The organism is Hungatella sp. SB206 (genome assembly GCF_051132295.1).
In the GTDB taxonomy this organism is placed as follows: Bacteria; Bacillota; Clostridia; order Lachnospirales; family Lachnospiraceae; genus Hungatella; species Hungatella effluvii.
Map to the genome: position 1 here is coordinate 989337 of NZ_CP096603.1, position 15961 is coordinate 1005297.

14 protein-coding genes and 1 pseudogene are annotated in these 15961 nt (G+C 50.4%); all 15 read left to right on the forward strand.

Annotated features, from left to right (window positions below; all coding sequences use genetic code 11):
• Nucleotides 1-61: 61 nt before the first annotated feature.
• The 15 genes and pseudogenes from M1L66_RS04380 to M1L66_RS04450 all read left to right on the forward strand — a co-directional run bounded on the left by M1L66_RS04380 (nt 62) and on the right by M1L66_RS04450 (nt 15943).
• Nucleotides 62-481 carry a prepilin-type N-terminal cleavage/methylation domain-containing protein gene (locus tag M1L66_RS04380; RefSeq protein ID WP_349768946.1) on the forward strand — a complete coding sequence of 140 codons (420 nt, stop codon included), beginning with the start codon at nt 62-64 and terminating at the stop codon, nt 479-481.
• A gap of 8 nt (nt 482-489) precedes the next feature.
• Complete coding sequence (locus tag M1L66_RS04385) at nt 490-1077, forward strand: type II secretion system protein (RefSeq protein ID WP_434691194.1); 588 nt, start codon at nt 490-492, stop codon at nt 1075-1077.
• 47 nt (nt 1078-1124) lie between these two features.
• Nucleotides 1125-2843 carry a GspE/PulE family protein gene (locus M1L66_RS04390; protein ID WP_434691196.1) on the forward strand — a complete coding sequence of 573 codons (1719 nt, stop codon included), beginning with the start codon at nt 1125-1127 and terminating at the stop codon, nt 2841-2843.
• 193 nt (nt 2844-3036) lie between these two features.
• Nucleotides 3037-4533 carry a cardiolipin synthase gene (gene cls, locus M1L66_RS04395; RefSeq protein WP_434691199.1) on the forward strand — a complete coding sequence of 499 codons (1497 nt, stop codon included), beginning with the start codon at nt 3037-3039 and terminating at the stop codon, nt 4531-4533.
• A 130-nt stretch (nt 4534-4663) separates the two neighbouring features.
• On the forward strand, nt 4664-5167 hold the full coding sequence (locus M1L66_RS04400) for a putative ABC transporter permease (RefSeq protein ID WP_243270336.1): 504 nt from the start codon (nt 4664-4666) through the stop codon (nt 5165-5167).
• Nucleotides 5168-5222: 55 nt separating this feature from the next.
• On the forward strand, nt 5223-5972 hold the full coding sequence (locus M1L66_RS04405) for a lysophospholipid acyltransferase family protein (RefSeq protein ID WP_373262480.1): 750 nt from the start codon (nt 5223-5225) through the stop codon (nt 5970-5972).
• Entirely contained in the window at nt 5969-7105 is a 1137-nt protein-coding gene (gene pheA / locus M1L66_RS04410; RefSeq protein WP_434691203.1) for a prephenate dehydratase, read from the forward strand. Before M1L66_RS04405 ends, pheA begins: the two co-directional genes overlap by 4 nt.
• 64 nt (nt 7106-7169) lie before the next feature.
• Nucleotides 7170-8471 (forward strand): ATP-binding protein, encoded by a 1302-nt coding sequence (locus tag M1L66_RS04415; RefSeq protein WP_434691206.1) that lies wholly within the window; start codon nt 7170-7172, stop codon nt 8469-8471.
• Between the two features lie 76 nt (nt 8472-8547).
• Nucleotides 8548-10116, forward strand: coding sequence for a Ppx/GppA phosphatase family protein (locus M1L66_RS04420; RefSeq protein ID WP_002601670.1), 1569 nt, complete (start codon nt 8548-8550; stop codon nt 10114-10116).
• Nucleotides 10116-12257 carry an RNA degradosome polyphosphate kinase gene (locus tag M1L66_RS04425; protein WP_434691209.1) on the forward strand — a complete coding sequence of 714 codons (2142 nt, stop codon included), beginning with the start codon at nt 10116-10118 and terminating at the stop codon, nt 12255-12257. The genes M1L66_RS04420 and M1L66_RS04425 overlap by 1 nt, the downstream gene beginning before the upstream one ends.
• A 708-nt stretch (nt 12258-12965) precedes the next feature.
• Nucleotides 12966-13202 carry a MarR family transcriptional regulator gene (locus tag M1L66_RS04430; RefSeq protein ID WP_434691212.1) on the forward strand — a complete coding sequence of 79 codons (237 nt, stop codon included), beginning with the start codon at nt 12966-12968 and terminating at the stop codon, nt 13200-13202.
• A 42-nt stretch (nt 13203-13244) separates the two neighbouring features.
• Complete coding sequence (locus M1L66_RS04435; protein WP_434691215.1) at nt 13245-13379, forward strand: hypothetical protein; 135 nt, start codon at nt 13245-13247, stop codon at nt 13377-13379.
• A gap of 738 nt (nt 13380-14117) precedes the next feature.
• A pseudogene (locus tag M1L66_RS04440) lies at nt 14118-14381 on the forward strand (MFS transporter); the annotation flags it as partial.
• A 111-nt stretch (nt 14382-14492) separates the two neighbouring features.
• Entirely contained in the window at nt 14493-15596 is a 1104-nt protein-coding gene (locus M1L66_RS04445; RefSeq protein ID WP_434691218.1) for a hypothetical protein, read from the forward strand.
• Nucleotides 15596-15943 carry a hypothetical protein gene (locus M1L66_RS04450; protein WP_434691221.1) on the forward strand — a complete coding sequence of 116 codons (348 nt, stop codon included), beginning with the start codon at nt 15596-15598 and terminating at the stop codon, nt 15941-15943. The genes M1L66_RS04445 and M1L66_RS04450 overlap by 1 nt, the downstream gene beginning before the upstream one ends.
• Nucleotides 15944-15961 lie beyond the last annotated feature (18 nt).

Sequence of the window (15961 nt, forward strand, 5' to 3'; positions counted from 1 at the left end):
AATTAACGGGATGGCATAAGTGGAATAACCGAGCACTCTAACCGCGAATGGGAGGCAAATCGTGAAATGTGGTAAAATGGCAAGATGCAGTAATATGGAAAAGCACAGTAACATGGCAAGACACAATAATACAGAAAACCCCTGCAAATCAAACGATGGCTTTACTCTGATCGAGTCTCTGGCAGCATGGACCATTCTATTGATTGCGGTCACGATATTCTTGAAATGCCTGGGAATGGCACATTCTTCCCTGGGCAGGGGAACCGTGATGAGAAAACAGTATATGGCTGCGCTGGAATGCGTGGAGCTGGAAAAGGAACCGCTCAGAACGAAAGAGACAAAACTCAGATTCAAAATAAACAATCATACAATTTCCATGGATGCAGTGATTATGGAATATGGGATGTCATGGACCGGTGAAGGACATGCCTCACCTGTCACACTGAAGGTGATAGGGCCGGTGCCGAAATCCAGGGAGTGAGGTGCAGTGTGAGTGGAAAATGGAATGGCCGTCTGAGCGGCGACCGGGGAATGACGCTGACGGAATTGATCGCGTCCCTGGCAATCGCATTCATTCTCATGAGCTTCCTGATCCGGATGTATACCTACACGGGAAACATGTTTGAAACGAGCGCCTCCGCCGACGACTTAAGGAGAACGACTCAGGTGATTGTCGATTATCTGGAGGACCGGATTTCCTGTGCGGAGAGCCTGGTGATCAGCAGAGAAGAATTGACCGGTGATGAATACGGCCATGAAATCCTGTTTTCAAGGGATGGCAGGATCTACTGCGACGGAGAAGCGATATGTGAAGAGGAATTTTACCGGAAGAGAAAGGCCTTCTGCGAGATTCTGCCGGTATCGTCAGAGGGTAATGCACCGGTTTTAAAGTACCGGATTACGTGGAAGAATCAAACGAATACGGCTTTATATTCCGCAGACTCTGTGGTAAAATTAGTTAATTTAGAACTGAACGGCAAAGACATAATCCGCCGTGATCTGGAAGCCAGCGCCGGCACGGCTGGAAATACCCTCTATATTTACTATACAGATCCGGGATATTCCAGCAGGCAATGAGTCGGCGTCATGGGAATGGATTGAAAATACAGTTTGAGGTTGGAGAAATGAAGGGAATACACATTGGAGAAGTGCTGGTAGAACAGGGCGCCATCACGAAGGAACAACTGAATGAAGGTCTGAAGCAATTGAAAGCGGAGGCAAATGACCGGCGTCTGGCCGAAGTTCTGACGGATCTTGGGTATGTAACGGACCGGGAGCTTATGGAAGTGCTGGGACGCAGTATGGGACTCGAAGTCATTGATCTGGAGTTCTTTCATATCGATGAGCGTGCAGTGGAGAAAATTCCGAAACAGCTGGCCATAAAATATAATATTATAGCAGTTTCCATGGAAGGAAGCTGTTTAACCGTGGCGACGGCGGATCCACTGGATTTATATGCGCTTGAGGATATCCGTCTGGTGACCAATATGAGAATCCTGCTGATTCTGGCGGAACGGACGCAGATCCGCCACGCGATCGAGCTGAATTACTCAGGGATTGACGCCAGAGCGGCGGCGAGACTGGCCAGCGAACACGCCGTATTTTCCAGAACCTTTGCGGAGAACCTGATGGTAAGCTCCGATGAAGATCAGGCGCCAATCGTCCGTCTGTTAAACAGCCTGCTTTTGAAGGGCTACAATACAAACGCCAGTGATATTCATATTGAACCCTACGAAAATGAGACGGTTGTCCGCATGAGGCGCGACGGAATGCTGATTCCATACATGACGCTTTCTCCTGCCATTCATCAGGGTATTGTGGCGCGCACCAAGATTCTGGCGAAGATGGATATTGCCGAGAAAAGGAAATCGCAGGACGGTCACTTTAAAATCACACTGGATGGCAGGGAGATGAACGTGAGAGTATCCTTCGTACCTACCATTTACGGCGAAAAGGGTGTGCTTCGGTTCCTGACGACGAATACGCCGATTGACCGCAGCGCCGCATTTGGCATGTCCGGTGATAACTACCGGAAGATGAAACAGCTTCTGCGTATCCCGCACGGGATCATTTACTTTACCGGACCGACCGGAAGTGGGAAGACAACGACATTATATTCGGTTCTTCAGTATTTAAGCAGCCGCCTTGTGAATATTGTTACAATAGAGGATCCGGTGGAACGCAATCTGCCGAAGATTAATCAGATACAGGTAGGTGACAGAGCGGGGCTGAACTTCCAGACAGGACTGCGCTCCATTCTTCGTCAGGATCCCGATATCATCATGATCGGAGAGACAAGAGACCCGGAGACTGCTGAGATTTCAGCACGCGCCGCTATCACAGGTCATCTGGTATTTTCCACACTTCATACCAATGATGCCGCATCATCGGTTACGAGGCTGATGGATATGGGAATTCCCGCGTATCTGGCTGCGGCCTCCATAGCCGGAATCGTATCCCAGAGACTTATGAGAAAGGTTTGTCCCTACTGTCAGGAAGAGTATGAGGCGCGTCCCGAAGAACTGAAGATTATGTACGGAAAGCCTGCGGCTCCTGGTGAACACGTGCGTCTGCGCCGGGGAAAGGGCTGTTATCTCTGCAATGAGACAGGATACAAGGGCCGCATTGCCATCCATGAGATTTTAAGCGTGGATGCGGAGATGAAGCGCATGATCACAGAGGGCAGAAAAGAAGACGAGTTGAAAGCGTACGCAATTCGCAGCCATGGGATGACGACTCTGAAAGAAGAGGCGGTGAAAATGGTTCTGGCTGGAATTACGACATTTGAGGAGATGGAACGTCTGGTCTATACGATTGATATGGATTATTTCGGGGAAGACTGAGGAAGGGAGCACTCTCGGAAACTCCTTTGCACTCATCTTTGTGGCTGATTTTCCGCCATATGCACACAAATTTATTCAACGTACACGCCGTGTACGCCTCGTAAATTTGTGAACATCTGACGAAAAATCATCTCACAAATCTGAGCACAAGGAGTTTCCGAGAGTACTCGAAGGGGAAAAAGGAGGACTTCATATGGAGACAGCATGGATGGCGGTCACAGCCGTCTGGTCGTGGATCATGGAGCATTTAATTTACATCAATCTGATTTTTTCAATCATAATAGTATTTTTCCAAAGGCGTGATCCGAAATCTGTCTGGACCTGGCTGATGGTCCTGTATTTCATACCGATTTTTGGCTTCGTGTTTTACCTCCTTCTGGGGCAGGACATGGGGAAAAGCAAGATGTTCCGCGTTAAGGAAGTGGAGGACCGCGTCTATTTTACCGTGCGCGGCCAGGAGGAGTTTTTAAAGACGCACGATACCAGCCTGGAGTCTCATCTGTCCCGTGACTATGAGGACCTGGTGCTGTACAATTTAGAGACCTCAGGAGCGGTTTTGACCATCGACAATACTGTCCGCATTTTTACGGACGGCGAGGCAAAATATACGGATCTGCGCAATGAACTGAGAAAAGCCGAACGTTTTATCCACCTTCAGTACTATATTATCAAGGACGACGAGCTGTTCGATTCCATCAGCCCGATCCTGGCCGAACGGGCCAGAGCCGGAGTGGAGGTCCGTATTCTCTGTGACGGTATGGGCGGCCGTTTCATGCCGAAGAAGAAATGGGAGGAACTGAAGCAGTGCGGTGTGAAGGTAGGGATTTTCTTTCCGCCCATCCTGGGACGGCTCCAGCTTCGAATGAATTACCGCAACCACCGGAAAATCGTGGTTATTGACAACAAGGTCGGCTACGTGGGCGGATTTAACATCGGGCGCGAGTACATTTCCAGAGACCCCAAGTTCGGCTATTGGAGGGATACGCACTTAAAGCTGACGGGCGGTTCTGTGCTGAGTCTTCAGATTCGTTTCGCGCTGGACTGGAATTACGCGGCAGGAGAAAACCTGTTTAAGGATATGAGGTATTTTGAGACCGGCGCCGATTTATTCCGGCTGGATCAGGTGGATCCAGGTATTCATCCGCTGGGGATTCAGATCATTGCCAGCGGTCCGGACGCTGTCAGCAGGCAGATCCGGGACAATTATATCCGGTTGTTCGCAAAGGCGCGCGACCATATCTATATCCAGACGCCGTATTTTGTTCCGGATGATGCCGTCTTATCCGCGCTTCAGATTGCCGCCAGGTCCGGAGTGGATGTCCGCCTGATGATCCCGTGCAAGCCGGACCATCCGTTTGTATACTGGGCGACCTACTCCTATGTGGGTGATCTTCTGTCAGCGGGAGCCAGGTGCTATACGTATGAGAACGGCTTCCTCCATGCCAAGGGCGTGATGACAGACGGACGCGTCTGCTCCTATGGCACGGCAAACATGGACATCAGAAGCTTTGAGCTGAATTTTGAGGTCAATGCCGTCATTTACGATGAGGAGACCACGAAAGAACTGGAGAATATCTTTATTGAGGATTTAAAGCTTTGCAAAGAGATAACCAGAGAGGACTATGCGTCGAGAGACTTGTGGATCCGGGTGAAGGAGCAGTGCAGCAGACTGTTGTCGCCGCTTCTATGAGATCCGCTGTTTATAGCGGAGACTGTCCGGATACCGGTCGATCCACGATCAAAAGGGGAAAAATGCAGGAAATGCATTTGCCCCCTTTTTTTGTTCATAAAATTACCGCTTTGGGTACATACTGGTACTTATGAAGACGACAACACTAAACACAACAACATTCAAAAAATTTACAATCAGCAGCACGGCGCTGCAGCTAAAACAGCTCCCAGTCAATTTTTGCAAATGCGGAATCACAGGCTGGTGCCTGGAGGTCCTTTTTACGTCAGCGGAATCAATCATGAGGCACGACTGGAGGCTGATGGGGAGGACGTCCCTTTTGATGTTCCCAATCTACGGATGCGGAGCGCTTCTGGGACCGATCGGCAAATGGATCGACGACTGGCTCAATCCGGGGAAATCACTGAGCGTAAAAAAGTCGGATCTGGCGGTCCGCCACGGTATGCTTTACATGGTCCTGATTTTTGTGGCGGAATACGTCTCAGGAGCGTGGCTTCGGTCACGGGGAATGTGTCCCTGGGACTACACGGGACGGAGTACGAATATCGACGGCCTCATACGGCTCGATTTTGCTCCGCTGTGGTTCGCCACAGGGCTTTTATTTGAGCAAATTACGAAAAAGAAAGGCGGGTAAGTATTGTAATTACACTCTTCATTTTATATAATAGTAAAAATGGAGGGGAAGACCAATGATACGTTTTATATTTGTAGCAGCAACTGTCATTCTGTTTTTAATTTTAAGTATTCCGCTGATGCTGGTGGAATTTCTGATTGGTAAGAAAAACCGCCGCCTGCGCGATGTACAGAGCCTGGCCGTGATCCAGTGTGTATTCCGGCTGATCCTCTGGATGGCGGGAGTGAAGATCACGGTAAAGGGAAGAGAGAATGTCCCGGCTGACCAGGCGGTACTTTACGTGGGGAACCACCGCAGCTATTTCGATATCCTGGTGGGATATGTGACGGTTCCGTCCCTGACCGGTTTTGTGGCCAAGAAGGAGATGGAGAAGATTCCGCTTCTTTCATCCTGGATGAAGCTGGTCAACTGCCTCTTTCTCGACCGCGTGAATTTAAAGGAAGGTTTAAAGACCATCCTTGCAGGAATTGAACAGGTGAAACGCGGCGTTTCCGTATGGATTTTCCCGGAGGGAACGAGAAATAAGAACGACGACCCGCTGGATATGCTGACATTCAAAGAGGGAAGCTTAAAGATTGCGGAAAAGAGCGGCTGCTATGTGGTGCCAGTGGCCCTGACAGGGACCGCAGAAGTCTTTGAACAGCATTTTCCGAAGATCAAGCCATCCCATGTGACTATCACCTTTGGAGAGCCGTTCCACACAAAGGAACTTCCTCCGGAAGTGAAGAAGTTCCCGGGGGCTTATACGGAAGAACAGATAAAGGCCATGCTTAGGCTTCAGCTGGCAGAAGGACAGAATTTATGAGTGCATTCGATTTACAGGAAATCAGAAAACAACTGGATCAGGTCGACAGGGAGATTGTGACCCTGTTCGAGGAACGCATGCGCCTATGCGGCGACGTGGCGGAATATAAGATTGAAAACGGCAAACCGGTCTACGACGGAGAGCGGGAGAGACAGAAGCTGGACTCCGTGAAGGCCATGACAGACGACAGCTTCCAGAAGCAGGCCGTGGAGGAACTGTTCAGCCAGATGATGACGATCAGCCGCCGGTATCAGTATAAGCTGATGGCGGAACACGGACTGACAGCCAGGATGGATTTCAAGGCCGTGAAGGAGCTTCCTCTGAAGGGAATCCGTGTGGTGTACCAGGGAGTGGAAGGTGCATACAGCCATGAAGCTACACTGCAGTATTTTGGCAGTGATGTGGACGCTTATCACGTGCAGTTCTGGGAAGACGCCATGAAGGAGGTCGAGGCCGGCCGGGCCGATTACGCGGTCCTGCCCATCGAGAATTCCTCAGCGGGCGCAGTCAGCGATAATTACGACCTGCTGATCAAATACCATAATTACATTGTGGCGGAGATTTTTCTCCCGGTCAACCATGCGCTTTTGGGACTTCCGGAGGCGGAGCTTTCGGATATTACCACCGTATTTTCCCATCCCCAGGCGCTGATGCAGTCCTCCCGATACTTAAACTCCCATCGGGACTGGGCGCAGTACAGTGTGGAGAACACCGCGGCGTCTGCAAAAAAGGTCTTGAATGACGGGAAGAAGAATCAGGCGGCGGTGGCCAGTGAGACAGCCGGAAGGCTGTACGGTTTAAAGGTGCTGGAACCGTCCATCAATCATAACAAAAATAATACGACCCGGTTCATCATCCTGTCCAGGGATCCCATATACCGGGAGGATGCGTCGAAGGTGAGCATCAGCTTCGAGCTTCCCCACACGAGCGGTTCCCTGTACAATATGCTGAGCAATTTTATCTATAATCATGTGAACATGCGCATGATTGAATCCAGGCCCATTGCCGGAAGAAACTGGGAATACCGGTTCTTCGTCGATATCGAGGGAAACCTGGGCGATGCGCAGATTCAGAATGCGTTAAAGGGAATTGAAGAAGAAGCGTCTAACATGAGAATTTTAGGCAATTATTAGGGAACGAAGAACGGTCAGGCGGCTGTAGGCTGCCTGGCCATTTCGAAAAAATAGGGAGGAACTTATGAAATCGCAGGAACTCATTATCTACCGAAATCTGCAGCACCGGGAACTGTTTGATCACGTTTCCACACTTCTGGCCGTTGGGCCGGACGACAAGCCGGGAACAATGCCGGATTCCTATGCCTGTGCCAGCCAATTGATCGACATGGCGGTGACTTACGGCTTTGAGGGGAATCTCTGGCATTGTTTTTTAGCATTCTGCCTTGCAAACAACGAAAATGTATACAGTACTTCATGTGAAATTGTGGGCCATATCGAAGGCTCTCTGAATGAACTGGCCGCCCATGATTTCAACGTGATCAAGGAGCTGTTTGATTACGATATCCGCACATTGGACGGCGGGGCTGATCCGACGGGCGGCGGTGTCTGGTCCGCACTCTCAGACTACCAGGCGGTGAGTGGCAACAGCCGCGTGTTCAACAAGAGAATCCGGGACCAGATCGTGGCGCTGGCGGTGGAGCTGGAGCGGTCTGAGGATGTAGCCGCCTTCGGAAAAGCCGTGACAGAGTTTTACCGTCGGTTCGGCGTCGGCAAGTTCGGGCTTAACAAGGCGTTTCGAATCGAGGAGATCGACCACGAGGTCTATATTAATCCCATCACCAACGTGGAGCACATTTATCTGGACGATATCATCGGCTATGAGCTTCAGAAGAAGAAGCTGATCGAGAATACGGAGGCATTTATCCAGGGAAGAGCGGCCAACAATGTGCTTCTGTTCGGCGACAGCGGAACGGGGAAATCCTCCAGCATCAAGGCAATTTTAAATGAGTACTACGAGCAGGGGCTGCGCATCATCGAGGTATACAAGCACCAGTTCAAGAGCCTGTCCGAGGTACAGGAGCAGGTGAAGGACAGGAACTACAAGTTCATCATCTACATGGATGATTTGTCCTTTGAGGATTCCGAGCTGGAATACAAGTATTTAAAGGCTATTATTGAAGGCGGTCTCGGAAAGAAGCCGGGGAATGTGCTGATTTATGCGACCTCCAACCGGCGCCATCTGATCCGTGAGAAGTTCAGTGATAAGAGGGAGCTGGATGATGAATTACATAATAACGACACCGTACAGGAGAAGCTGTCACTGGTAGCCAGATTCGGCGTGACCATATACTTTGGCTCTCCGGATAAGAAGCAGTTCCAGAACATTGTAAGGGAGCTGGCGGAGCGGTATCATGTAAATATGCCTTTGGAGGAGCTCTACGCGGAGGCCAACAAGTGGGAGTTAAGCCACGGAGGACTGTCAGGAAGGACGGCCAGCCAGTTCATCACACACCTGATGGGCACCCGGGAAGATTTTACGTAAATTTGACACATGTCCTGACAAAAGGAGAGTATAATGGAAAGGATGTTGCCCGTACCGGGCGGTAAGGAGGACAAGTATGGCAATTAAACTATTCGCAGCCATCGACGTGGGTTCATTTGAACTGGAACTCGGTATCTATGAGGTTTCGCCCAAATACGGAATCCGCCGGGTAGACCATGTGCGCCACGTCATCGCCCTTGGAAAAGATACCTATAATAATGGAAAGATCAGCTATGAACTGGTGGAGGAGATGTGCGGCGTCTTACAGCAGTTTGCGGAGATTATGGAGGCCTACAAGATTTCAGAGTACCGCGCCTATGCTACCAGCGCCATGCGTGAGGCCCGCAACAACCAGATCGTACTGGATCAGATCCGGGTTCGGACAGGGATTGAAGTACAGATCATCAGCAACTCGGAACAGCGGTTTATCAGCTATAAGGCCATTGCCTCCAAGGACGCGGAATTTAACAAGACAATTCAGAAAGGCACAGCCATTGTGGACGTGGGCTTCGGCAGCATGCAGATATCCCTGTTCGATAAGGACGCGCTGATCTCCACCCAGAACCTTCTCCTGGGCGTCTTAAGGATACGGGAGATGATGTCCAATATCCAGGCCGACATCCGGATGGAGAATACTCTCATCGAGGAACTGGTGGATAATGAGCTTGTGACTTTTAAAAAGATGTATTTAAAGGACCGAGAGATCAAGAATTTAATCGGCATCGGGGAATGTATCCTCTATTTATCCAGAGGAAGCGGAACGGGGAAACCTGTGGACCGGGTGACCGCAGAAGATTTCAAGGCATTCTATGAGAAGCTGGTGGATATGCCTCTCTACCAGATCGAAGAGCGTTTCGGTGTGAACAGCGAGTACGCGGCCCTCTTAATGCCGGCGGCCATCATTTACCGGAGAGTCTTAGAGCTGACCGGGGCCGAGATGTTCTGGATACCCGGAATCCGTCTCTGCGACGGCATTGCCGCGGAATATGCGGAGGAGACCAGGGCGGTAAAATTCACCCACGATTTCACCGAGGATATTCTTGCGGCGTCCCGCAACATGGCGAAGCGCTACAAATGTCACGCTTCCCACACGGCGGACATGGAAAAACACGTTCTCGATATATTTGACAGCATGAAGCGGTACCACGGCATGGGAAAGAGAGAGCGTCTCCTGCTGCAAATCTCCGCCATCATCCACTCCTGCGGAAAATTTATCGGAATGAAGTACACGGGAGAGTCGGGGTATAATATCATCATGTCGACGGAGATCATCGGTTTATCCCATATGGAGCGTGAGATCATCGCCAATGTGGTGCGCTATAACAGCATTGATTTCGATTACAATGAGGTCACATTTAATGAAGACCTGTTTCGTGATACAAAGGGTGAGCTGACCCATAACGACGTGACCATACTGATCGCCAAGCTGACGGCGATTCTGCGGCTGGCCAATGCCATGGACCGGAGCCATAAGCAGAAGCTTCACGATTGCCGTCTGAGTGTTAAGGAAGGCCAGCTGCTGGTGACCACGACCTATGGAGGGGATATTACCCTGGAGGCGGTGGCATTTGCCCAGAAAGCGGATTTCTTCGAGGAAATTTTCGGAATCCGGCCTGTATTAAAACAGAAGAGGAGGTTGTCCTGATGGCAGATATTGATGAAAGATTCTACAATCCTGATAATTATGTAAACCGTGAACTGAGCTGGCTGGAATTCAACTACCGCGTGCTGAGTGAGGCCAGAGATAAGAACCTGCCCCTGTTTGAACGGCTGAAATTCTTAAGCATTACCTCGTCAAACCTGGACGAATTTTTCATGGTCCGTGTCGCATCCTTAAAGGACATGGTCCACGCAAAATATACGAAGCCGGATATCGCCGGTTTAAAGCCCTCCGAGCAGCTGGAAAAGATCGGCGTAAAGACGCACGAGATGGTAGCTATGCAGTATTCCACCTACAACCGCTCAATTCTCCCTGCGTTAAAGCAGAATGGGCTGTGTGTGGTCACGACCCATGCGGACTTAAACGCGGAACAGGGCGCCTACGTAGATGAGTATTTCCGGGAAAATGTATATCCCGTTCTGACTCCGATGGCAGTGGATTCGTCCCGCCCGTTTCCGTTAATCCGGAACAAGACGTTAAACATCGCGGCGCTTCTTCAGAAGAAGAGCGGAGAAGAGGACTTAGAGTTCGCCATGGTTCAGGTACCCAGCGTACTGCCGAGAATCGTGGAGATCCCAGCCGACAGGAAATCCGGCCGATCCGTAATCCTTCTGGAGGAGATCATCGAACGCAACATCGGTTCCATGTTCTTAAACTATAATGTGGTCGCCTACAGTCCCTTCCGTATCATGAGGAACGCGGATTTGACCATCGACGAGGAAGAGGCGGTCGACTTACTGGAGGAGATCCAGAAGCAGTTAAAGAAGCGCCAGTGGGGCGAGGCCATCCGTCTGGAAATCGACGAGAAGATGGACAAAAGCCTGCTGAAGATATTAAAGAGAGAGCTTTCCATCAGCTCGGGCGACATCTATGAGATTGGAGGACCGCTCGATCTGACGTTCCTGATGAAGATGTACGGACTTGAGGGCTTCGAGCATTTAAAGGCTCCGAAGTACGTTCCGCAGCGGGTTCCGGCTCTGATGAACGAGGATGACATATTTACGAATATCCGAAAGGGCGACATTCTGCTGCACCATCCATACGAGACCTTCGGTCCGGTGGTAAACTTCGTAAAGAGCGCGGCTAAGGATCCGGATGTGCTCGCCATCAAGCAGACCCTCTACCGCGTCAGCGGCAATTCCCCGATTATCGCGGCCCTCGCTGAAGCGGCCGACAACGGGAAACAGGTCTCCGTTCTGGTGGAGCTAAAGGCCCGTTTCGATGAGGAGAATAATATTAACTGGGCAAAGAAGCTGGAGAAAGCGGGCTGTCACGTTATATACGGTTTGGTAGGATTAAAGACCCACAGCAAGATCACCCTGGTGGTGCGCCGGGAGGAAGACGGGATCCGCCGCTATGTGCATCTGGGAACCGGCAACTACAACGATTCCACCGCAAAGCTTTATACGGATCTTGGTCTCATGACGTGCAACCCGCAGATCGGCGAGGACGCCACGGCAGTTTTTAACATGCTGTCCGGTTACTCCGAACCGCTGCACTGGAATAAACTGGTGGTAGCGCCTATCTGGCTGAGAAACCGGTTCTTAAAGATGATTCGCCGGGAAACGCAGAACGCCTTAAAGAAGAAACCGGCGCATATCATGGCAAAGATGAACTCTCTCTGCGACAAGGAGATTGCGGCCGCGCTATACGAGGCCTCCTGTGCCGGCGTAAAAATCGAGATGGTGATCCGCGGAATCTGCTGCTTAAAGGCCGGCATTCCTAATTTGAGCGAGAACATCGAGGTACACTCCATTGTCGGTAATTTCCTGGAACACGCCCGTGTCTTCTATTTTGAAAATGACGGAAGTCCGGAGATCTATATGGGCAGCGCCGACTGGATGCCGAGAAACCTGGATAAGCGTGTGGAGATCATGTTCCCGGTGGAGGAGGAATCCTTAAAGGAACAGGTCATGCATGTCTTAAAGGTTCAGCTGGAGGACAATGTGAAGGCTCATATACTGAAACCGGATGGAACGTATGAGAAGCCGGATAAACGCGGCAAGGTGCTGGTGTGCAGCCAGGATCTGTTCTGCGAGGAAGCGGTAAAAAACGTGGAAGCAGAGCTGGGGAAGATGGATCCGGTGAGTAACCGGGTGTTTGTGCCGGTAATTAGTCAGAATTAGGGCTGGACGGGGGGGGACGCGGACTTTGCGCAGGCAGTTGGGGAAAAGAGAGGGCGGCCGGCAGTTTGGAATTGGCTCACGGTTCGCTGAGGGGCTGGGCGTAAGGCCGGAGAAGCGGCGGAGCGGGGCACCGGGCAATTCGACCGAAATCCTGAAGGAGTTTCGCTCTCAGTGCCCTCAAATCATTCCGCCGAACGTACGTGAGGGACTTACAGCTGCGCCTGGTAAACGCGATTTTGACCTCGCTCCGCCGCTCCTCCAGCCTAACTCCCAGCGACCTCGCGAACAGTTCGCCAATTCCAAACTGCCGGCCGCCCTCTCTTTTTCGGCTAGTACAGCGCTGCATAAGTTCCAGTAAATTCTGTACTCGCTATTCACGCCAGGGTCACGCCCACGAAGCTAGACGTAGGGTCCACTACGCCGTCGCTTCGCGGACGCGCCCCTGACGCAAATATCAAGCACATGATTCACCGAAACTTACGCAATGCTGTACTAGGCTGTGAAAAGTCCGCTGGCACCGGCTGCGCTGGGAAAAATGCGGAGGCGGTGGGAAGTAAAGGATAGGGACAGCGGGATATAGAAGTTTTGATAGAGTATTTTATATAAAGCAGCACATGGAAAATGGGAGGCTGGGGCATGAGCAAGGAAGAACAGGTTTTTGACGGGTTCTGGGATTTGTTTAATAAGAGGATTTTTCTGGATAAGTAGATGAAAAGACTGCTGAAGGGGTATAAGCCTTCGGAAGTGCACTGCATCGAATATATTGGAAAAAATACGGACTCTAATGTGACAAAGCTTGCTGAGGCTTTCTATATGACCAGAAGTGCAATCAGCAAAATTACAAAGAAACTTATGGAAAAGGGAGTCGTTGAGAGCTACCAGAAACCGGAGAACCGGAAGGAAATCTACTTTAGACTTACAAAACAGGGCGAACAGGTCTTTTAGATCCATGAGGAACTGCATCAGGAGTTCGAGGATCGGGATAAAGTGGTATTCGATCAGGTGACTGAGGAACAACTCGATGGGATGCTCCGGTTCGTGGAAGCATATAAGCGCCACCTGGATCATGAGACTAAAAAGCTTGGGGTGGATGCCGACAGCGTCGGGTATGACCAGTTATAGAGGGCGTTAATAAAAACTAAGAAAAACTGTATCCAGGGTGACAGCGGATATCATATGTTCTGGCGTTTGAATGTACATAATAATGGTATATTCCTTGGATTCCTTTGCCGATCCTGGGAGCAAACGGTTCTGATTTCATAACTACAAATATAACTATTTTCAAAATGTTTTTATCGCCAGGGATAAATCTGCCCTGAGACAATCTTGCAGGATAGGAGTATGCCCCGAATTTATATAATTCAGGGCGTATGGCTTAAAAACAGTCAAACGCAACAGGTCTATAATTACTTCTCCGGGCATGGAACAGCAGTAAATTTCCTTATTTTTGGAAAAACTATTACAAGAAATTTTTATAATGGGGTTTCCATAAGATATTATGATATGCCGGAAACACAATAATTTTGTATATGCCATCTCGGTTTATTGATTAGTACGTTATTTTTATGGCTAAATCTTCTTCCTATAATCCCTCCCCATACTAAAGTAAAATAAGCTTATTATTTTGTAACGCTATACTATTTATCCGACGAATAAAGCAAATGTACGAAAAACGATTAGTCAGATATACATACCATATAACTAAAACTGAGAAGAGCCTTCAATGAGAAGGGCCTTCTTTTTTTTACATGGGGCGGTGATCGAGAAATTTCCCTTTGCAAATATTGTTAACAAGGAAATAAAATGGAGATAGAATAAATATGTCCGTGGAAACAATAAAAGATAAAGGAGTTGTAATAGATGAAGAGTGACAGAGGTTTTTCTAAAGATTTTCTGCTCGTGGTTATCGGCCAGATTATATCGTTGTTTGGCAATCAGATTTTGAGGTATGCGCTTCCGCTTTATCTGCTGAATCAGACCGGGTCTTCGGCTTTGTTTGGGACGATTTCGGCGTGCGCATTTATCCCTATGATCGTACTGTTCCCTGTGGGAGGAATTATTGCGGACCGGGTGAATAAGAGGAATATTATGGTGATGCTGGACTTTGCCACGGCGGCGGCCATCTGCGCATGAATGTAGAGAAATATTAGGAAAAAAGTAAAGATATTGCGAGGGTAAAATGATAGAATGAGTTTATAACGAAGAAAACAACAGAGGAAAGGCGGTGGGAGGTCTATGACAGGGATTTATGCTCTTGTACATATGGCGGTGGACTTATCCTGCGCCTTTCTGGTTTACACATATGTGTTGGGAGGAGAGCAGTGGTACTTATGGCTGCTTCTTTATAATTTCTGCGCGTTTGCCCTGCAGATGCCGATCGGGGCGGCGGTCGACCGGTTGGACCGCAACAGCTGTGTGGCTGTGGGAGGCTGTGCCGGTGTTCTGGCCGGGCTGCTGCTCGGAATCGCGGGATTTCCGGCCGGAGCTGCCGTTGTGGCCGGAATTGGCAACGCCTGCTTTCATGTGGGCGGCGGGATCGATGTCCTGAACCGCAGCGAGAGGAAAGCGGCTCCGCTGGGAATCTTTGTGGCTCCCGGCGCGCTGGGGATATTTCTGGGAACCATGTTCGGCCGGGCCGGAACGGAGGCGGCTGTGTGGATCGGCGGTCTTTTGATTCTTTCGGCGGTGGTGATCCGCGCGGCTGCGGGAAGAGAGAAGCTGTGGCTTACATCCGGCAATGCGCCGTTTTCCTTCTCTGTGCCGTCCAGCTCTGTGCCGTCAAGCTCGATGCCGTCCAGCTCTGTGCAGTCAGGCAGGACACTGATGGCGGCTGCCTGTTTCCTGGCGGCAGTGATTCTGCGGTCCTACTCCGGTATGATACAGAATTTCCCATGGAAAGATACACTGGCGGGAAGCGGTTTCATTCTGGCTGGCGCTGTTGTGCTTGGAAAGATGGCGGGAGGCGTTTTAGCCGATAAGTTGAGCATTCAGAGAACTGCCTTCCGTTCCATGTGCGCGGCTGCGGTGGGATTTCTCTGCCTGGTTTATCCGGCTGCGGGGATTCTGGCAGTATTTTTCTGGAATATGTCCATGCCGCTGACCCTGTGGGCTGTTTCGAAGGTATTTCCGGGGGCGAAGGGCTTTGGCTTCGGTCTGCTGACATTCGGCCTTTTTGTGGGATTTTGCCCGGCCTGGCTCGGCGGAAGCAGCGTCGGAGGCCCGGTACAGTCTGGCATCCGGTTTATGGCGGGAAATGCCTCCTCTCCGGTCGGTATGGCTCTCATGGCGGTGGTGTCCCTGCTGCTTCTGGGCTGGGGACTTAAGCAGGTGGCGGAGTGATGGGGCTGTGGATTGTTCCCGTTCTGCTGGTGTCGCTGGGGCTTACGGCTGCTTTGGAGGAAGGCTTCGGCTGGCTGGCCGGTGTGCGGGACCGATGGGATATGCTGCTGGTTTTACTGGTTAATCTGCTGACGAATCCGGCTGTGGTATTTCTCTACTATGTGAACTGTCTGTATCTGGGCTGGAACCGTACCGTAATTACTGTAGGACTGGAAGCGGCGGCAATTGCAGTGGAAGCGGTGTGCTATAAGGCCGCGGCAGGGAACATACGGCATCCCTGGCTCTTTTCGATTGGTGCGAACCTGGTTTCCTTTACGTTGGGAGCGATGATTACACGATACATTTAAGCGTCGGACAGAGATGAA